Source organism: Gelidimonas diazotrophica, from assembly GCF_055694025.1.
The window spans coordinates 2,248,170-2,265,945 of sequence record NZ_CM146349.1 but is presented as its reverse complement, the minus strand read 5'-3'; the positions used below and the strand labels follow the sequence as shown (position 1 = coordinate 2,265,945).

General features: G+C 55.3%; 12 protein-coding genes and 2 tRNA genes. 7 read left to right on the top strand and 7 right to left on the bottom strand.

The genetic code is table 11. The features are described 5' to 3' along the window. Window positions 1-11 precede the first annotated feature (11 nt). Genes KGFNPO_RS10540 through KGFNPO_RS10530 form a run of 3 tightly spaced genes read right to left on the bottom strand, consistent with a single transcriptional unit; the run spans window position 12 to window position 5,074 of the window. Window positions 12-3,218: an efflux RND transporter permease subunit gene (locus KGFNPO_RS10540; protein ID WP_472631242.1), complete on the bottom strand. Its 3,207-nt coding sequence runs from the start codon at window positions 3,216-3,218 to the stop codon at window positions 12-14. 3 nt (window positions 3,219-3,221) lie between these two features. Continuing rightward, entirely contained in the window at window positions 3,222-4,382 is a 1,161-nt protein-coding gene (locus KGFNPO_RS10535) for an efflux RND transporter periplasmic adaptor subunit (RefSeq protein WP_472631241.1), read from the bottom strand. Further along, a complete protein-coding gene (locus tag KGFNPO_RS10530) occupies window positions 4,376-5,074 on the bottom strand; it encodes a TetR/AcrR family transcriptional regulator (RefSeq protein WP_472631240.1) in 699 nt (232 codons plus the stop codon). The genes KGFNPO_RS10535 and KGFNPO_RS10530 overlap by 7 nt, the downstream gene beginning before the upstream one ends. A gap of 202 nt (window positions 5,075-5,276) precedes the next feature. On the opposite strand from KGFNPO_RS10530, the gene KGFNPO_RS10525 reads away from it, so the two are divergent. Both KGFNPO_RS10525 and recQ read left to right on the top strand, forming a co-directional pair. Next, a complete protein-coding gene (locus KGFNPO_RS10525; protein ID WP_472631239.1) occupies window positions 5,277-6,110 on the top strand; it encodes an undecaprenyl-diphosphate phosphatase in 834 nt (277 codons plus the stop codon). 3 nt (window positions 6,111-6,113) lie between these two features. Next, a complete protein-coding gene (recQ, locus tag KGFNPO_RS10520) occupies window positions 6,114-7,940 on the top strand; it encodes a DNA helicase RecQ (protein WP_472631238.1) in 1,827 nt (608 codons plus the stop codon). Between the two features lie 264 nt (window positions 7,941-8,204). On the opposite strand, the gene trmB is transcribed toward recQ, so the two are convergent. From trmB to KGFNPO_RS10505, 3 genes are all read right to left on the bottom strand, one after another. Then, window positions 8,205-8,924 (bottom strand): tRNA (guanosine(46)-N7)-methyltransferase TrmB, encoded by a 720-nt coding sequence (gene trmB / locus KGFNPO_RS10515; RefSeq protein ID WP_472631237.1) that lies wholly within the window; start codon window positions 8,922-8,924, stop codon window positions 8,205-8,207. Between the two features lie 81 nt (window positions 8,925-9,005). Then, window positions 9,006-9,079, bottom strand: a tRNA-Gly gene (locus KGFNPO_RS10510). Window positions 9,080-9,605: 526 nt separating this feature from the next. Then, window positions 9,606-9,681 (bottom strand) — tRNA-Thr (locus KGFNPO_RS10505). Between the two features lie 621 nt (window positions 9,682-10,302). Here KGFNPO_RS10505 and KGFNPO_RS10500 point away from each other — a divergent pair. Continuing rightward, window positions 10,303-11,076: a Crp/Fnr family transcriptional regulator gene (locus KGFNPO_RS10500; protein ID WP_472631236.1), complete on the top strand. Its 774-nt coding sequence runs from the start codon at window positions 10,303-10,305 to the stop codon at window positions 11,074-11,076. An 80-nt stretch (window positions 11,077-11,156) separates the two neighbouring features. Here KGFNPO_RS10500 and KGFNPO_RS10495 read toward each other — a convergent pair whose 3' ends face one another. Then, window positions 11,157-13,049 (bottom strand): EAL domain-containing protein, encoded by a 1,893-nt coding sequence (locus KGFNPO_RS10495; protein ID WP_472631235.1) that lies wholly within the window; start codon window positions 13,047-13,049, stop codon window positions 11,157-11,159. Window positions 13,050-13,387: 338 nt separating this feature from the next. On the opposite strand from KGFNPO_RS10495, the gene KGFNPO_RS10490 reads away from it, so the two are divergent. From KGFNPO_RS10490 to KGFNPO_RS10475, 4 genes are all read left to right on the top strand, one after another. Beyond that, window positions 13,388-14,230 (top strand): EI24 domain-containing protein, encoded by an 843-nt coding sequence (locus KGFNPO_RS10490; RefSeq protein ID WP_472631234.1) that lies wholly within the window; start codon window positions 13,388-13,390, stop codon window positions 14,228-14,230. A gap of 53 nt (window positions 14,231-14,283) precedes the next feature. Further along, window positions 14,284-15,072 (top strand): competence/damage-inducible protein A, encoded by a 789-nt coding sequence (locus tag KGFNPO_RS10485; RefSeq protein WP_472631233.1) that lies wholly within the window; start codon window positions 14,284-14,286, stop codon window positions 15,070-15,072. Between the two features lie 139 nt (window positions 15,073-15,211). Then, the gene (gene ycaO, locus KGFNPO_RS10480; protein WP_472631232.1) at window positions 15,212-16,948 is read left to right on the top strand and encodes a 30S ribosomal protein S12 methylthiotransferase accessory factor YcaO; all 1,737 of its coding nucleotides are present in this window, start codon (window positions 15,212-15,214) and stop codon (window positions 16,946-16,948) included. Window positions 16,949-16,952: 4 nt separating this feature from the next. Then, window positions 16,953-17,675 (top strand): pseudouridine synthase, encoded by a 723-nt coding sequence (locus KGFNPO_RS10475; RefSeq protein WP_472631231.1) that lies wholly within the window; start codon window positions 16,953-16,955, stop codon window positions 17,673-17,675. The last annotated feature ends 101 nt before the right edge of the window (window positions 17,676-17,776 follow it).

Sequence of the window (17,776 nt, the reverse complement as noted above, 5' to 3'; positions counted from 1 at the left end):
GATTGGCGCTTCTATGGCGGCAACTTTGTTGCTGCATCATTATCGGCCGTTGGTGGCGCTGAGCCCAGCTTGCGTTTGCACCACAGCGCCAGGTCGTCCAGGTAGGTGTATATCACCGGCACCACCACCAAGGTCAGCAGCGAGGAAGTGATGATGCCGCCGATCACTGCCTGTCCCATCGGGGCGCGCTGCTCGGAGCCTTCCGACAAGCCGAAGGCCAGCGGCATCATGCCGAATACCATCGCCAGCGTGGTCATCAGGATCGGGCGCAGCCGCACATGCGCGGCTTCCAGCAGCGCATCGTGGCGGTTCATGCCGGCATGGCGCATCTGGTTGGTGAAATCGACCAGCAAAATTGCATTCTTGGTGACCAGACCCATCAGCATGATGAGGCCGATGATGGAAAAGATGTTCAGCGTCGAGCGGAACATCATCAGCGCCAGAAAGGCGCCGATCAGGGTCAGCGGCAGCGACGACATGATCGCCAGCGGTTGCAGGAAGCTGGCGAATTGCGATGCCAGAATCATGTATATGAAGACGATCGCCAAAGCCAGCGCCGCCAGCGCATAGCCGAACGATTCATTCATGCTTTTGGTCGCGCCGCCCATCTGGTAACGGTAGCCCGGCTGCATCGCGATCGAATCGAGCGCTTGCTTGACATCCCGGCTGACTTCCCCGGCCGAGCGGCCGATTACGTTGGCCGATAGCTCGACTTCACGGTTCAGATCGCGCCGGTTGATCTGGTTGGCGCCGGTGGTGGCGGTGATGTCGGCAACCTGGCGCAGCGGCACCATCTTGGGCGAGCCGTCGGCGTTGGACTGGGTGCTGGTCAGCATCAGGCGTGACAGGTCGTCGATATGTTTGCGGTCCGACGGCGCCAGACGCACATTGACATCGTAGTTCTCGTCGTCCGGTGCGCGCCAGCTGCTGGCCGCTTCGCCTGCCAGCAAAGGGCGCAGGGTGTTGCCGATTTGCGCCACGCCGATGCCCAGGTCGGCGGCCAGATTGCGCTTGGGTTCGATCGAAATAGTCGGCTTGGCGGCTTTCAGGCTGGAGTCGAGATCGACCAGCCCGGGTATCGCGCGCAGCTTGGCCTCGGCCTGTTCCGACAGTGTGGCCAATTGGTCCAGATCGCTGCCTTGCAGGCTCAGGCGGATTTGCTTGGAATCGCCGCCGACGCCGTCGAGCGTGCCGATATGGGTTACGGTGATGCCGGCAATGCGTGATAGTTGCGTGCGCAGCGGCCCGGAGAGTACCGCGGTGCTGCGCTCGCGTTGGGCGCGTGGAATCAGGCGTACGAATACGGTGGCGGTATTTTTCCCCTGCGAAGCGCCGGTATTGATGCTGGAATAGGTGTCGCGCACTTCGGGAAACTGGCGCAGCGCTGCTTCGACCTGATGCACCTTGCTTTCGGTGAGTTCCAGCGAAGAGCCGACCGGCGTGGTGAAGGTGACGCCGGTTTCCGAAAAATCCGCCTGCGGCACGAATTCGGAGCCGATCAAGCCGCTGGCCGGCAGCGCCAGCCCGCCGACGAAGCTTGCCAGCGCAATCAGCAGCGTCAGCCCGCGGTGTCCGAGCGACCACTTCAATAACACTTGATAAGCGCGCGAGAACCATGACACCAAGCGTTGAAACTGCGTCAGCACGCGCCCGAAAGTGTTGGCATACCAGCCGCTGCGCCGGTGTATGCCATGGGCATCCGGGTCGGGCCAGATCGACGACAGCATCGGGTCCAGCGTGAACGAGACGAACATCGAAATCAGCACGGCGGCGGCCACCGTAACGCCGAACTGGTGGAAGAAACGCCCGATGATGCCGCCCATGAAGCCCACCGGCAAAAATACCGCAACGATCGAGAACGTGGTCGCCAGCACCGCCAGACCGATCTCGGCAGTGCCTTCCAGCGCCGCCGTTTTGTGATCCTTATAAGGACCATCGCTTCCGTTCACTTTCATGCCGGCATGGCGCACGATGTTTTCGCGCACCACGATCGCATCATCGATCAGCAGGCCGACGCACAGCGACAGCGCCATCAGCGTGATCATGTTGATGGTGAAGCCGAATATGTTCATGAACAGGAAGGTGCCGATCAGCGAAATCGGCAGCGTCAGGCCGGTAATCACGGTCGAGCGCCATGAATTGAGGAACAGGAATACGATCAGGATGGTCAGCAACGCGCCTTCGATCAGCGTGCGGCGCACGTTCTCGACCCCGACCCGGATTTGGCGCGAGCCATCCTTGATGACTTCAATTCTCACGCCCGGGTACAGCGTTTTCAGGCGCGGTTCCAGTTCCTTGAGTGCGGTTTGCAGATGGTCGGCGATTTCGATCGTGTTTTGCCCCTGCGCCTTGAGCACGTCCAGAGCCAGCGTGCGCCGGCCGTTATAGAGCGCCAGACTTTCCTGTTCCTGCTGGCCATCGATGACCCGGGCGATTTGTGACAGTTTGACCGGCTGGCCGCCGCGCTGGGCTACGATGATGTCGCCGAAATCCTGCGCGCGCTGGATGCGGCCCTGCACCTGCACCACCTGTTCGTTGGTCGAGGCGCGGATCGCGCCGGTCGGCAGTTCCTGATTTTCGCTGCGCACGGCATTGATGACTTGCTCGACGCTGATGCCGAGCGACTCCATTTCGAGCGGCTTGACGTAAATCTGAATCTCGCGCTTGATGCCGCCCACCAGCGTCACCGCGCCGACGCCGCGCACATTTTCCAGCCGTTTTTTAACCACTTGGTCGGCGATCGTGGTCAGATCGCGGAAGCTGCGCTGCTGCAGCGTGGCGTCATTACTCACTGCAACCGAAAAGATTGGCCGGTCGGCCGGATCAAAGCGCGTCACGCGCGGTTCCTTGACTTCTTTTCTGAAAGTAGTCTTCACTAGCGCCACTTTTTCGCGCACGTCCTGTGCGGCCTGGGCCGGGTCGATAGTCAGATCGAATTCGATGATGACAATCGATGCGCCTTCAAACGAGCGCGAGGTCAGGCTGTTGATGCCGTTGATGGTATTGACCGCTTCTTCCATCTTGCGCGTCAGGTCGGATTCGACCGTCTCAGGCGAGGCGCCCGGATAATCGGTTTGTATCACCACCACAGGAAAGGTCACATCGGGGAATTGATCGACCCGCAAGCGCTGATAGGAAAACAGTCCCAGCACGACGAAGGCCAGCATCATCATCGTCGCCAGCACGGGGTTGCCAATACTGATGCGGGTGAACCACATGGCTTATTCTTTCCGGGCTACAGTTGCAGCGCTGGCAGCGTGGGTGGCCAGGCGGGCCTGCGTTCCGGCTCGCAGATTGCCCAGATTGGCCTTGACGACTTGCGCGCCGCTGGTCAGACCAGCGCTGATTTCGACCGCCGCGCCACTGTCGTCATTGCCTTCCAGCCCGAGCGTGACGGATTTTTCCGTCAGCACACCGTTTTCGACCGCATACACAACGGTTCTGCCATCGATTTGCCGGATGGCGGATTGCGGCACGCTGAGTACGCCGTTTTTTTGCGACAGGGTCAGCTCGGCCTGGCCAAACATGCCGCCGCGCAGTGCGCCGTCGGGGTTATCCAGCAAGATATAGGTCAGAATCGAGCGCGAACCGGACTGGGTGGTCGGGTTGATGCGAACCACGCTGCCGGCGACCGCTTGCGGCATGCCGTCGACCCGGATGCTGACCGGCTGCCCCAGCTTGATCTGGGCGATGTCGGTGGCCGGCACCGATGCTTCCATTTCCATCTGGCGCAAATCGACGATCTCCAGCAGCAGATTGTCGGCCGATACTTTTTCGCCCGGCTGCACCGAGCGATGGCTGATCAAGCCGGCAATCGGTGCTCGCAGCACGGTGTCGGCCAGGGATTTTTGCGCTATATCGAGCGCGCCTCTGGCTGAATCGAGGTTGGCTTGTGCGATCGCGTATTGGCTGGCCGAATTGTCAAATGCATTTTTGGAAATAAAACCCTTGTCCATCAACGCGCGGTTGTTGTCGCGCGCTTTGCCGGCAATCTCCAGTTGCCCGCGCGCCGCCTGCAGCGCACCGGTAGCCTGGGCGATCCGGGCTTGATATTCGCTGCCATCTATCCTGATCAAGATTTGACCGGCAGCAACCGCTTCGCCTTCGCGCACTAGCACTTCGCGTATCTCGCCGGCAACTTTGGCTTTGACGACAGCCTGGTTGCGCGCGCGCAAGGCGCCTGATACGGTAATGGTTTGCCGCAGGTCGCGTGGCGTGACTTGAATCAGGTCGCTGGCGAGAAATTCCAGCGCCGGTACAGCGGCTGCGGGAGTTGCTGCCGGGGAGGGTGTCGCGCTGCGGATTTTGAGTGCAATTGCCGCGCCGGCAACCAATAGCGCCAGAATTACCAGTGCAATCCGAAAGGAGCGTTGTTTTAGCATGGGAGGGTTGGCTGTGGAGATTCGGCCGCGCTTGCATTCGCATTCGTAGCTGCGGTGTCTTTTTGCAACATGCCGTACAGACACAGATCGACAAAATTATTCAGGTAATCCAGCGGCGAGACCGGTTTGATCTGGCAATTGCAGAAGGCATGCTGAGACATCATCAGCATGATCGTCGGGGCGATAATCGCCTGCGTCGTCAATTGCGCATCGATTTGACGGAACTCGCCACGCGCCATGCCGCGCTCAAGTATGCGAGCGATCATGGTGGTGCCGCGCAAAATAATTTCCCGGTGGTAAAACTGCGCCAGTTCCGGGAAATTGCCGGACTCCGCCATCATCAACTTGGTAATGCCAGACAGCTTGGTGTTGCCGATGCGCTGCCACCAGCCCAGCATGATGTCGCGAAACAGGTCGGCGCTATGGCCGTCAAAAGTGCCTACCAGCGCTTCAGCGTCTCCCAGCACCGGCAGCAAGTGTTCCCGCACTACCGCCTTGAACAAGTCTTCCTTGTTGGTGAAATACAAATACAAGGTGCCTTTCGATACGCCGGCGCGGGTCGCGACATCGGTGAGCCGCGTCGCGGCAAAACCCTTGTCCACGAATAAATCCAGCGCCGCTGCCAATAGCTCCTGGGGCCGCTCGTCCTTACGGCGCTCCCAGCGCGGTTTGTTTTCTGTTGGAGTGCGCATGCAGAATCTGAAAAATGAGTAACTTACTTTGGAGTCAGTAATGTAAGCGGCAAACCGGGTGCCGTCAATGGCTCTGATAGGAACCTGTAAAATAGCCCGCTGTAGTCAAATTTTGCGATGGCACCCGCACCGCGCGCCCGGATGCGGGTTTTTTATTGACGTAATTTTCCTACCTATTTTTCCCACTTTTACCAAAATAATCATGGACCTCACTCTTGCGCTAAAAGCACTCATCATGGGCCTGGTCGAAGGCTTTACCGAATTTTTGCCAATCTCGTCGACCGGCCATCTGATCCTGGCAGGCAGCCTGCTCAATTTCACCGGCGATAAAGTCAAGGTATTCGAGATTGTGATCCAGGCTGGCGCGATGTTGGCCGTGTGCTGGGAATACCGGCAGCGTATCGGCTCGGTTCTGTCCGGCTTGCTGACGGACGCCAAGTCGCAAAAATTCGTCATCAATCTCATCATCGCTTTCCTGCCGGCCGCGTTGCTGGGCTTGCTGTTTGCCAAAAAAATCAAGGCTGTCCTGTTTGCTCCGGTGCCGGTGGCTCTGGCATTCATCATTGGCGGTTTCATCATTTTGTGGGTCGAACGCAGGAATAAGGCCAATCCGATTGCGGTGCGCATCGTCTCGGTCGATGAAATGAGCGCGCTGGATGCCTTCAAGGTCGGTTGCGCGCAGGCGTTCGCGCTGGTGCCGGGCACTAGCCGTTCCGGTGCGACGATTGTCGGCGGCATGCTGTTCGGCCTGTCGCGCAAGGCGGCCACCGAGTTTTCTTTCTTCCTGGCGATTCCAACCTTGCTGGGCGCTACCGTGTATTCGATTTACAAAGATCGGGCGCTGCTATCGATGGCCGATCTGCCCTTGTTCAGCATCGGTACCGTGGCGGCATTTGCCTCCGCTTTCCTGTGCGTGCGCTGGTTGCTGCGCTATATCAGCAGCCACGATTTCACCGCATTCGCCTGGTATCGGATCGCGTTCGGCCTGGTCATCCTGGGCACTGCATATAGCGGCTCCGTCAACTGGGTTGAATAAACTTTGACATCCCAACAATCCGGCAATACCGAAGCATTACATGTGCTGGAAACCGTATTCGGTTATCCCGCCTTTCGCGGTCAGCAGGCCGAGATCATCGACCATGTCGCAGAGGGCGGCGACGCGCTGGTACTGATGCCGACCGGCGGCGGCAAGTCGCTCTGCTACCAGATTCCTGCGCTGCTGCGCGACGGTGTTGGCGTGGTGATTTCGCCGTTGATCGCGTTGATGCAGGATCAGGTCGATGCGTTAGCCGAGGTTGGCGTGCGGGCCGCCTTCCTGAATTCGACCCAGACTTTCGAAGAGTCCAGCCGGATTGAACGCCAGGTGCGCAATGGCGAACTCGATCTGGTGTATGTCGCGCCCGAGCGCCTGATGACGCCGCGTTGCCTGGAATTGCTGCAAGCGTCGAAGATTGCGTTGTTTGCGATTGACGAGGCGCATTGCGTATCGCAGTGGGGCCATGATTTCCGGCCGGAATATATCAAACTGTCGGTGCTGCACGAGCGTTTCCCGCAGGTGCCGCGGATTGCGCTGACCGCCACCGCCGACCAGCAGACCCGCGATGAAATCGCCGAACGGCTGCAACTGGTCGATGCGCGCAAATACGTATCGTCCTTCGACCGCCCGAACATCTGTTACCAAATCGTCGAAAAGGCCAATGGCCGCAAGCAGTTGCTCGATTTCATCCAGAGCGCGCATAGTGGCGACGCCGGCATCGTGTATTGCCTGTCGCGCAAGAAAGTCGAAGAAACCGCCGAATTTTTGAACGACAACGGCATCCAATCGTTGCCCTATCACGCCGGCATGAAGTACGAACAACGGGCCGCAAACCAGGCCCGCTTCCTGCGGGAAGACGGCATCGTGATGACCGCCACCATCGCCTTCGGCATGGGCATCGATAAACCCGATGTCAGGTTTGTCGCCCATCTGGATTTGCCCAAAAGCATCGAAGGCTATTATCAGGAAACCGGCCGCGCCGGGCGTGACGGCGCGCCGGCCAATGCGTGGATGACCTACGGCTTGCAGGATGTGGTGCAACAGCGGCGCATGATCGCCGAATCGGAAGCCGATGAAACTTTCAAGCGCGTGCTGGGCGCCAAGCTCGACGCGATGCTTGGTCTGTGCGAAACGCTGGCTTGCCGCCGCGTGCATTTGTTGGACTACTTCGGGCAAAGTTCCGAACGCTGCGGCAATTGCGATACCTGCCTGAATCCGCCCATCTCGTTCGACGGCACGGTGGCAGTGCAAAAATTGCTGTCCACCGTCTATCGTGTTGATCAGCGCTTCGCCGGCGGCCATGTGATCGAAGTCTTGCGCGGGATTGAAACCGACCGCATCAAGCAGTGGCGGCACGACCAGCTATCGACTTTCGGCATCGGCGCAGAAACCAGCGAGGCCGAATGGCGCGCCATTTTGCGCCAGGTCATCGCGCTCGGCTTGCTTGCGGTCGATTACGAATCCTATAGCGCGCTCAAACTAACCGATGCCGCGCGCCCGGTGCTGCGCGGCGCGCAAAAAACCCAACTCAGGCAATACCAGAAACCGCTCAAGCCGCGGCGCGAAAGCGGCAAGCAGAAAACCTATGAAGAATCGACGCTATCGGCGTCAGAGCAAGTGCTGTTCGACAAGCTGCGCTGGTGGCGGGTTGAGACCGCACGCAAAAACAACGTGCCGGCTTACGTCATTTTCCATGACGCCACCCTGCGTGATATTGCCAAGGCCCAACCGCGCTCGATCGGCGATTTGCGTGGCGTAGCCGGGGTAGGGGAAAAGAAATTGGAAACCTACGGCGAGCAGATCGTGGCGCTGCTCGCAGAACTGGTTTAAGTCGGAAGATATTTTGTTCAGCCTGCGAGGGAGTTTTGCTCCTCTCGCCCGGCATGGTTTTTCCTGGTGCCCGAATCGCCATGCGATTCGCTTGTGGGAGAGAGGCCGGGAGAGAGGGCCGGCGCAATCCATAGCGGCTGAATAATTAGTGCGACATTTCTTTCACTTAAATATACTGCTTTAGGTATATTTAAGACCCGCTTTATATACATGCGGTAAGTGCATTGTTTTTAGGCATACTCCCACTAAAATTGGATATGCAAATTAGCGCTTGCGAAACACCAGATCCCACACGCCGTGTCCCAGCTTTAAGCCGCGATTTTCAAACTTCGTCACCGGACGATATTCGGGGCGCGGCGCAAATCCTTCTGCGGTATTTTCCAAAGCAGGTTCCGCCGACAACACTGTCAGCATTTGATCCGCATATTCCTGCCAGTCGGTGGCGCAATGCAAATACCCGCCCGGCGCAATGCGTGACGCCAGCAATTCCACCAGCGGCGACTGGATCATGCGGCGCTTGTTATGGCGCGCCTTGTGCCACGGATCGGGGAAGAAAATATGTACGCCGGCCAAAGATGCCGGCGCGATCATATTGGTCAGCACTTCAAACGCATCATGCTGAATCAGGCGCAAATTACTGAGTTTCTGCTCGTCGATCAGCTTCAACAAACTGCCCACGCCCGGCGTATGCACTTCCACCCCGATAAAGTTCATCTCCGGCATGCCGGCTGCAATTTTGGCGCTGGTCTCGCCCATGCCAAAGCCGATTTCCAGAATAATCGGTGCGCTGCGCCCGAAAGCCAGCGCAGGGTCTAGCGGTGCCTTAACGTAAGGCAAGCAAAACTGCGGTCCCAATTCGGTAATCGCACGTCCTTGCGCCACCGACAGGCGGCCCGCACGCGTTACAAAACTGCGAATCCGGTATTCGGTAGGGTCGTAAAAGCGGGCTTTGCCGCTATCGTCGGAAGATGGGGTGTCGGACATGCTGGGAATGGTCTGCAAGAAGGTTATGGCGGCTTGCGCTACGCCAACAAAAAAGGCACCGAGTCAGGTGCCTTGAAAAACTGGAGCGGGTGAAGGGAATCGGACCCTCGTCGTAAGCTTGGGAAGCTTCTGCTCTACCATTGAGCTACACCCGCGAAAGCGTGCATTCTACGCGGCTTTGTACAGGATTGGCAAATTTACAGTGGGCGTAAAGGAACGCCGATGGACGGCGGCTTGCCCTGCATTTTTTGCCAGCGGCACTATTACTGGCGCTGCTTTTCTTCCTTCTTGACCTTCTTGTCAGCCTTTTTTTCCTTCATCGTTTTGGCTGGTTCTTTCTTGACTGCCTTTTTTGAATCTTGGCTTTTGCTCATGATTTACTCCGTGGTTAAAAAAAACTCTAATTTTTACCGGAACCTACTTTTTAATGTTAACACGAGTCAGGGTGGTTATCGGCGCCGTTCACGGAGATGATTCTTCGGTCGGGAGGCTGATGCCTTTTCAAATAGGGGTCACGGGAAAGAATGGGATTGAAAACAGCGTGTCTGAAGCGGTGACGGCAGCTGCGGAGAATTGGTTACGGTCAGCTGGAAGACAGTCACAGCTCGTGTCAGGCGTAGCCCAAAAAAAGAAAAAACCGCATCGGCGGTTTCTCTAACTTGCTGATTATCATGGAATTTTTGGTGCCGTTGGCCGGAATCGAACTGGCGACCTATTCGTTACGAGTGAATTGCTCTACCAACTGAGCTACAACGGCGGATTTTAAAAAAACTTATCAAATCTACTTAATTCTGTACCGCTGTTTTGGCGAGACCGGTGGGCATTTTAACAGTACGACGCCATGTTGGGAACACCTGTTAATTGACACGGATTTTTACAAGTACGCCGAAGGTTTTGGGCGGCTGATTGTTATCGTTCAATTGTTGCATTTTAATAATTTTTTACATGCTGAATGTGTGATTTGTTTGATAACATAATTAGTAAGAAAATTCTTACTAATTAAAACACTAATCCTATGCCGGCATTCAGCAAGCACTGATTGAGACATTTGCCTGGAATTGCAATAATAAAACTGTGTATTGAGGCTTGGATGGGTTGCATGAATGTTACTCAGGCTTTCTGAAATACACATTGAAAATGTGTTTTTTGATGTGAATACGCAGATCGAAACAAAAATAGCTATAGATATGCCAAAGCAATTAAGTGCATAAAAAATGTGAGGTTTACACATGCAAGATCATCGGAATGGGTAAATATCTAAAAATTTTCGAAAATTGTAGGTCATGTATTTTTGTCATGATTCCGGCAAGATTCGATGAAATCCTGTTCGGTTGATTTAGTTATTCCATATTACTAGAGCTTTCAGAGGGGAAATACCATGCTGCAAACACAGATATCAAAGACTAAGCCGTTTTCACAAATTCTGCCGTCATCGTCTCTGGCTGCCGGACGGCAATGCCAAGGACGATTGTGGTCCAGCCTGAAAGATGTCTGCGACTTGCTGCATATCCCTTTTGCTACAGTTTGTGACGATGAAGACTTGCTGTTCCAGCATGTGCAGTTCAAGGCAGGGCAAAGAGTACATACCATTGGGCAACCATTCGATGCGCTGTATATAGTGCATTCCGGTTTTCTGAAAACCGTACTTATTGACGAATACGGCAATGAGCAAGTCCTCAGCTTTCCGATGAAGGCAGATATTCTCGGCGTTGATGGTATCAATTCACGGCTGTATTCATCCGAAGCAGTGGCGTTATCGGATTGCGATTTGATTTTGCTGCCATTCAAAAAACTGACCGCGCTTGCTCGCACACATGTTGAGCTTGAAAACGCGATATACGATGTGTTGAGCCGGGAACTGGTACGGGAACAAGCGATGGTCGGCATGCTGGGCGCACTCAGTGCGGAAGCCCGGGTCGCGCGGTTTCTTGTAACGTTATCGGACAGATTTGCATTGATGGGGTATTCCAGCAAGTTCTTCAACCTCAGGATGACCCGGCACGAAATCGGCATGATTGCTGTTAATCAGCGCACGATAGAGATCAAGGATCTGGAGGCGCTGAAAAATCTGCGCCGTTTGCCGCCATCACGGAATCGTTCGAAACAATCCAAGGAAAATAAATTGGCAGCTGTGGCATATGCAGTGCAATAACTGATACGGTACATAAAAAAATCCACTGAATTATTTCAGTGGATTTTTTTATTGTGATGCAGCAATGCAGGCACGAATTTTCAATGAGTTTCAGCGAGAAGCGCGGCAATATTGCGTGGCAAAGGTGCAGACGCAGGGCCGAGTCGCCTGTCAACGAAAATGCTGTTGCCGGATATTTTCTTGGCTTGTTTTTTTGCTTCGGCTATCGCAGTGGAAATCTGGTGATGCGAGTAAAACTTGCCTGGTTCAACCTTGACGATACCGATTGACAGGCTGATCAATGGGCAAAACACCTTGACGCCTTGCCTATCTTCGCTCAGATAACCGCCCCGTTCGCGATCTTCAATGCTGTAATAGCTTTGAATCATGCTGGCGAATTGTTGCAGAATCGCGTCGCAGCGCGCTTGCCAATCTCGGCTTTGCAGCAAGACGATGAAATCGTCTCCTCCAATATGACCAACCCAGTCCAGCTCGGGATCGACTTTGTCGATCAGAATCTGGCTCGTTGACTGGATAACGTCGTCTCCGCGCCGGTATCCATAGGCATCGTTGAACGGCTTGAAGTGATCCAGATCGCAGTAACAGGCGTAAAAATGGCTTCCGCTTTTCAGCAGTTGATCGATGCGTTCGCTGATCGGTACATTGCCCGGTAACAAGGTGAGCGGGTTGGCATAGCGCGCCGCGTTGATCTGCATCTGGGTGATCTCGCGTACAAAATCCTGGCCGGTACCCATGCCCAGATAGCGCCCCTTCTCAGTGATGATGAAGCCGTTGGTGAACTGTTGACGATCTGCTTTGACGATGATGTTGCTCAACTCTTGCAGGCTGGTATCTCTGTCAACTATGAGCGGTTTGCGATCCATGAAGCCACTGCAGGGTTTTTTGCCATACAGTTCGCGCTGATACAACTTGGAGAAGCGCTCAATCAGGTTTTCACGGGTAATCAAGCCTACCGGTTTGCCATCGTCGACAACCGGAATGATCTGCAATGCAGGGTTAGCCAGGAACATTTCATAAATCTGATTGTTCAGCATATCTGGCGCTACAGTCGGCAATTGATGCAGTAACTTTATCGCGCTCATGTTGTTTTGCCGCTGGCTGCAATTTTTTGCGGAAAGATTCGCATCGTTGTGGCCCAGAACATTTTCTACTTCGGCCGACAGCACTATTGCTGGCTGCGCATGTGGGCGCGCAATATGGTAACCCTGACCGTGCGCTACCCCGAGACTGCGCACCAGCAGCATCTCCGCCTGTGTTTCAATGCCTTCTGCAATGACCTTGGTGCCGGATTTTTCAGCTATTTCCTGGATCGATTTGACGAATTGCATCTTGACCGGATCGTTGTCAATGCCCTGGATAAAATGCATGTCGATTTTTACATATTCGGGGCGCAACTCGGACCACAGGCGCAAGCTGGAAAAACCTTCGCCCAGATCATCAATGGCAATCTGAAACCCCATCTGACGATAATGCGTGACCGCCTGGCCCAGTAACTGATAGTCATAGGTCGGCTGGTTTTCAGTGAGTTCGATGATGACGCGCTCAGGATGTATGCCGATTTGATGAATCAGATCCAGCGTCTGGCCATATTTGGCGTCGCGCTGCAAAAGACACTCCGGACTGACGTTGAGGAATAATTTTCCAGGCAAATCCAGTTCGGCAAATTTTTTCAGCACAACTTGACGACACAGATGTTCCAGTTTGACGGTCAGATTGTTGGCCCATGCCACCTTGAATAAATTCAGGGGAGAGTGCAAAGGACTATCGGACGGTCCGCGAATGAGCCCTTCATAACCAATGATTTCGCCGTTTTGCAACTGGATTATGGGTTGAAAGAGTGCGCTCAACAGTTGCGAATCGATGATCTCGTGTAGTCGCTCCAGCAAAATTTGCTCGGTTTCCGTTGATCGATGTGAATGCGCGCACGCTGACTTGAAAGCGGTGACGGATTTTTCAGTACTGATCTGATTCATTGGATGGTTTTCCGGAAATTGATGGTTTTGATAATGACAAAATGATCATTTTTAGCGCGACGTAGTTGTAATAAATTCTGGTATGCAACTATGTACAGCACGATAGAGGCTATTTGTGACCGCATGATGTCGTGGCAGGAAAGATGCCGCTTATCGTTGCGCGATATCGATAATCAGAATGCTGGGCTTCTGCTGTACGCAGCGCACTATGCGCCGTACTCGCAAGCAAGTCCGGCTGCATTAGTCGCCCAATGTAAAATATGCTTTCGCTGGTTTAATCTAAAATTAAGCAGTTGACCGCTTATTCGTATCAGCATTTGCCCATAAAGGATTTTTTGATGCGCCCAGTATTAATTGCTTTCGGCAGGGCGCTCCTGTCGCAAATGCACTACCGGATGTTGTTGCTGACTATCTTGCCGTTTTTGCTGTCAGTGATAATTTGGGGCCTGGTGCTGTGGCAAGGACTGCAGCCATTAATTGATTGGCTGCAAGGTTATTTTCTTGAAAATGACGGCTTCCGGATTTCCGGCAATGTACTGGTGATGCTGGGCCTGGGGGCATTGAAGACGGTGCTGGTGCCGTTGATTGCCATGTGGCTGTTGCTGCCGTTGATGATTTTGACGGCCTTGTTGTGCATTGGCTTAGTTTCCATGCCGCTGATCGTCAAACATGTCGGCAAGCGCCATTTTCCTGCGCTGGAAGCACGAAAGGGAGGCTCGTTCTGGGGCAGCCTGTGGATGTCGGGCTCATCGTTCATCATCTTCGTGCTTTTGTGGCTGCTTACCTTGCCGCTGTCGCTGGTGCCGCCGCTGACTTTCATTATTCTGACGCTATTGTGGGGCTGGCTGACTTATCGCGTGATGGCTTACGATGCGCTGGCTGATTATGCCGATGCCGAGGAACGCCAGGCGATTTTGCGCATCCACCGCTGGCCTTTGCTAATGATCGGCGCGGTGAGCGGTGCGATGGGTGCGGCTCCCACCTTACTGTGGCTGGGCGGCGCATTGTCCGTAATTTTTTTCCCGCTGCTGGCTGCCGGTTCGATCTGGTTGTATGTGCTGGTGTTCGTGTTCACCGGTTTGTGGTTCCAGTATTATTGTCTTGCAGCGCTGCAAAAATACAGGGCCGCCGATATTGCAGGCAGCCAGTCGCCGCAAATAATGCGCAATGACATCAACTGACCTCAATTGATATCACCTGATATCGCTTCTTCCATTCTAAGAGACTCAAAACCATGGCTATCGGACTCATTATCATCGGTGACGAAATTCTGTCAGGCAAGCGGGTTGACAAGCATTTCCCCAAAGTGGTCGAGCTATTGTCGGCGCGCGGATTGCAATTGGGCTGGGCCGAATATATCGGCGACCAGCGTGCGCGCATTACAGCGACTTTGTGCCGCACGTTTGCCAGCGGCGACATTGTTTTTTGTTGCGGCGGCATCGGCGCCACGCCCGACGACCATACCCGTCAATGCGCCGCTGCTGCGCTGGGTTTGCCGCTGGTGTTGCATCCGCAGGCGAAAGCGAAGATTCAGGAGCGCATTACGGAGATGGCGGTTGAAGCCGGAACTGCGCCAGACTTGACTTCGCCGGAACATTTGCAGCGCTTGAAAATGGGCGAATTTCCGCAAGGCGCCAGAATTATTCCAAATCCGTTCAATAAAATTCCCGGGTTTTCATTTGAACATCATCATTTCGTCCCCGGATTCCCGGTGATGGTCGGGCCGATGATCGAATTGGTGCTCGATACCGAGTACCCGCATTTATTCCATCGGGAAGCGCGGCTGGAGAAATCGGTGCTGGTATTTGACGCAATGGAATCGAACCTGACGCCGCTGATGGAAGCAATCGAAGCTGAATTCACGCTGATCAAGGTATTTAGCCTGCCCAGCGTGGGCGATGCCCAAACCCGCCGCCATATCGAGCTTGGCGTAAAAGGCCAGCCGCAACAGGTTGACGCCGCATTTGCGAAAATGCTGGATGGCCTTGCGGCGCTAGGCGTGAATCTGTCGCAGCAGAGCTAAACGATGTGATTTTGCGCAGGCTGCTACACTGCGGGCCTGCCGGAAGGAGCAGCGTTTATTCACCGGGTGCTTCGCGCCCCGCTTTACGCTCTTAATCTGCTTTATCTTATTTCTTAACGCTGCCAAAGGCAGAACCATCATGCAAACCGAACACTTTATCGTAGGCAAAGATGCCTCGCTTGAATTTTCCATTCAGTCCATGCAAGAAAAACTGCTGTCACGCGGTTTCCATATCGAAGAACGCTCCTGGCTGAACCCGATCGAAGGCGTCTGGTCGGTGCATATCCGCGATCGCGACTGTCCGCTGATGTTTACCAACGGCAAGGGCGCATCCGAGCAGGCTGCGCGCGCCAGCGCGCTGGGTGAGTTTTTCGAACGCCTGTCTTGTAATTATTTCTGGACCCATTATTATCTGGGCGAAAAAAATGCCAACGCAGCGTTTACCCATTACCCGCAAGAACGCTGGTTTGCGCTGGAGGAGGATGAGGACAGTTGGCCGCAGGAACTGTTGACGCCCAAGTTGCAGCAGTTCTACAACCCGGAAGGCAGCATCGCCGCCGAGATGCTGGTCGATTACAACTCCGGCAATGCCGAGCGCGGCATTTGCGCGATTCCGTATGTGCGTCAGCGCGACGGCGTCACGGTCTGGTTCCCGGTCAACATCATCGGCAATCTGTATGTCAGCAACGGCATGTCGGCCGGCAATACCCAGGCCGAAGCGCGCACCCAGGCGCTGTCCGAGATCTTTGAACGCGACGTCAAGTTCCGCATCATCCGCGAAGGCATCTGCCTGCCGGACGTGCCGGAAGAAGTGATCAACCGCTACCCGCGCATCGCGGCCGGTATCCGCGATCTGCGCGCCGTCGGTTTTGGCATCCTGGTCAAAGACGCTTCGCTCGGCGGCCAATATCCGGTCATGAACGTGACCCTGCTCAATCCAAACGATCAAGGCTGCTTCTCCAGTTTCGGCGCCCATCCGCGCTTCGAGATCGCACTCGAACGCGCATTGACCGAACTGCTGCAAGGCCGCGCATTGTCATCGCTGGATGGCTTTCCTGAGCCGGGTTTCGATCTGGAAGAAATCGCCCACTCACAAAATCTGGAAATCCACTTCGTCGATTCGAGCGGCATCATCAGCTGGAACTTCCTCAAAGACACGCCGGATTTCGCCTTCCACGATTGGAATTTCGGCACCACCACCGCCGAAGATTACGCCTGGTCGATTGCCAAAATCCACGACATGCAGCACGACATCTACATTGCCGACTTCACCCATCTGGGCGTCTACGGCTGCCGCATCCTGGTGCCCGGCATGTCCGACATCTATCCGGTCGAAGACCTGGAATGGGATAACAGCAGCATCGGCAATGCGATCCGCGAACCGATCCTGCACCTGCAGGAACTCGACGATGAAGAATGCGCCGACTTGCTCAGTACGCTCAACGACCTCGGCCTGGCCGAGCAGCGCCCGGTAGCCGCCATAATCGGCTTGGCGGCCGATGCCGCTTCGCTGTGGAAGGAATTGCGTATCGGCGAGCTGAAAACCTTGCTGGCGCTGGCGATTGGCGACACTGAAGCGATCCGCGAAGGCTGCGACTGGATCCGCAATTTCAATCAATTGAACGAAGGCCGGCAGCGCGTCTATCGCTGCATCGAAAGTCTGATCGGGCTGGAAGACAGCGCGCCGTTCGAGGCCGCACTGCAGAGTTTGTATGGCGCTGAAACGCTGGCGCAGGCCCAAGCTTTGCTGGGCAGGGAAGATCGCTTTTACGGTCTGCAAACTCTGGGCATGAATCTGGATGGTTGCGAGATGCACCAGCAATTGTTGGCGGCCTACGACAAGGTGCAGTTGGCCAAACAGGCGGCGATTGTATAAGGTCATGAGCAAATTGACCCTGGACCGCATCCTGCAGTCGCAAGGCTTCGGAACCCGCAAATGGTGCCGCACATTGATTGCCGATAGCGAAGTCAGCATTAACGGTGTGGCGGTGACCGATCATCGGACTCAGATCGAGACCGATGGGCTGGAGTTGACCATCTTCGACGAAGTCTGGCCGTACCGCGAGCACGTGTATATCGCACTCAACAAACCGGCCGATTTTGAATGCTCGAGGAAGCCCAGCCATCATCCCGGCGTACTCAGCATTCTGCCGGAACAGTTCACCTGGCGCGACGTGCAACCGGTTGGCCGGCTCGATCACGACACCACCGGCATGCTGCTGATGTCGGACGACGGCCCTTTCATTCATGCGCAATCGTCGCCGAAGCGGCATATCCCGAAGGTGTATGTCGCCACCACCGCCGAGCCGGTAACCGAGGAACTGGTGGCGCAATTGCTGGCCGGCGTTCAACTGATTGACGAACCTGCACCGTTGGCGGCAGTAACTTGCCGCCAACGCGATACGCATACGCTGGAAATCGTGCTGGAGCAGGGCAAATATCATCAGGTCAAGCGCATGCTGGCGGCTGCCGGCAACCATTGCGCCGCGCTGCACCGGGGGGCAATCGGCGGCTTGACGCTGGAAGCGCTGGGGCTGGAGGAGGGCGAGTGGTGTTATCTGGATGCAGCGCAGCTGGCCTTGCTGGTGCCGACGGCGGATTAAGCCTGCGTAGTCTGGGCGAGCGCCAGCCCGGGCTGCCTGTATGTTAGTGAGTATTTTTAAAAACGCCCTGAAAAAATGTGGGAGCGCCACTATTTTTAGTG

What these genes read in the sequence shown, in the direction of transcription:
- KGFNPO_RS10540 (WP_472631242.1), bottom strand. Translation starts at nt 3,218, where the DNA reads ATGTGGTTCACCCGCATCAGTATTGGCAACCCCGTGCTGGCGACGATG.
- KGFNPO_RS10535 (WP_472631241.1), bottom strand. Translation starts at nt 4,382, where the DNA reads ATGCTAAAACAACGCTCCTTTCGGATTGCACTGGTAATTCTGGCGCTA.
- KGFNPO_RS10530 (WP_472631240.1), bottom strand. Translation starts at nt 5,074, where the DNA reads ATGCGCACTCCAACAGAAAACAAACCGCGCTGGGAGCGCCGTAAGGAC.
- KGFNPO_RS10525 (WP_472631239.1), top strand. Translation starts at nt 5,277, where the DNA reads ATGGACCTCACTCTTGCGCTAAAAGCACTCATCATGGGCCTGGTCGAA.
- trmB (WP_472631237.1), bottom strand. Translation starts at nt 8,924, where the DNA reads ATGTCCGACACCCCATCTTCCGACGATAGCGGCAAAGCCCGCTTTTAC.
- KGFNPO_RS10500 (WP_472631236.1), top strand. Translation starts at nt 10,303, where the DNA reads ATGCTGCAAACACAGATATCAAAGACTAAGCCGTTTTCACAAATTCTG.
- KGFNPO_RS10495 (WP_472631235.1), bottom strand. Translation starts at nt 13,049, where the DNA reads ATGAATCAGATCAGTACTGAAAAATCCGTCACCGCTTTCAAGTCAGCG.
- KGFNPO_RS10490 (WP_472631234.1), top strand. Translation starts at nt 13,388, where the DNA reads ATGCGCCCAGTATTAATTGCTTTCGGCAGGGCGCTCCTGTCGCAAATG.
- KGFNPO_RS10485 (WP_472631233.1), top strand. Translation starts at nt 14,284, where the DNA reads ATGGCTATCGGACTCATTATCATCGGTGACGAAATTCTGTCAGGCAAG.
- ycaO (WP_472631232.1), top strand. Translation starts at nt 15,212, where the DNA reads ATGCAAACCGAACACTTTATCGTAGGCAAAGATGCCTCGCTTGAATTT.
- KGFNPO_RS10475 (WP_472631231.1), top strand. Translation starts at nt 16,953, where the DNA reads ATGAGCAAATTGACCCTGGACCGCATCCTGCAGTCGCAAGGCTTCGGA.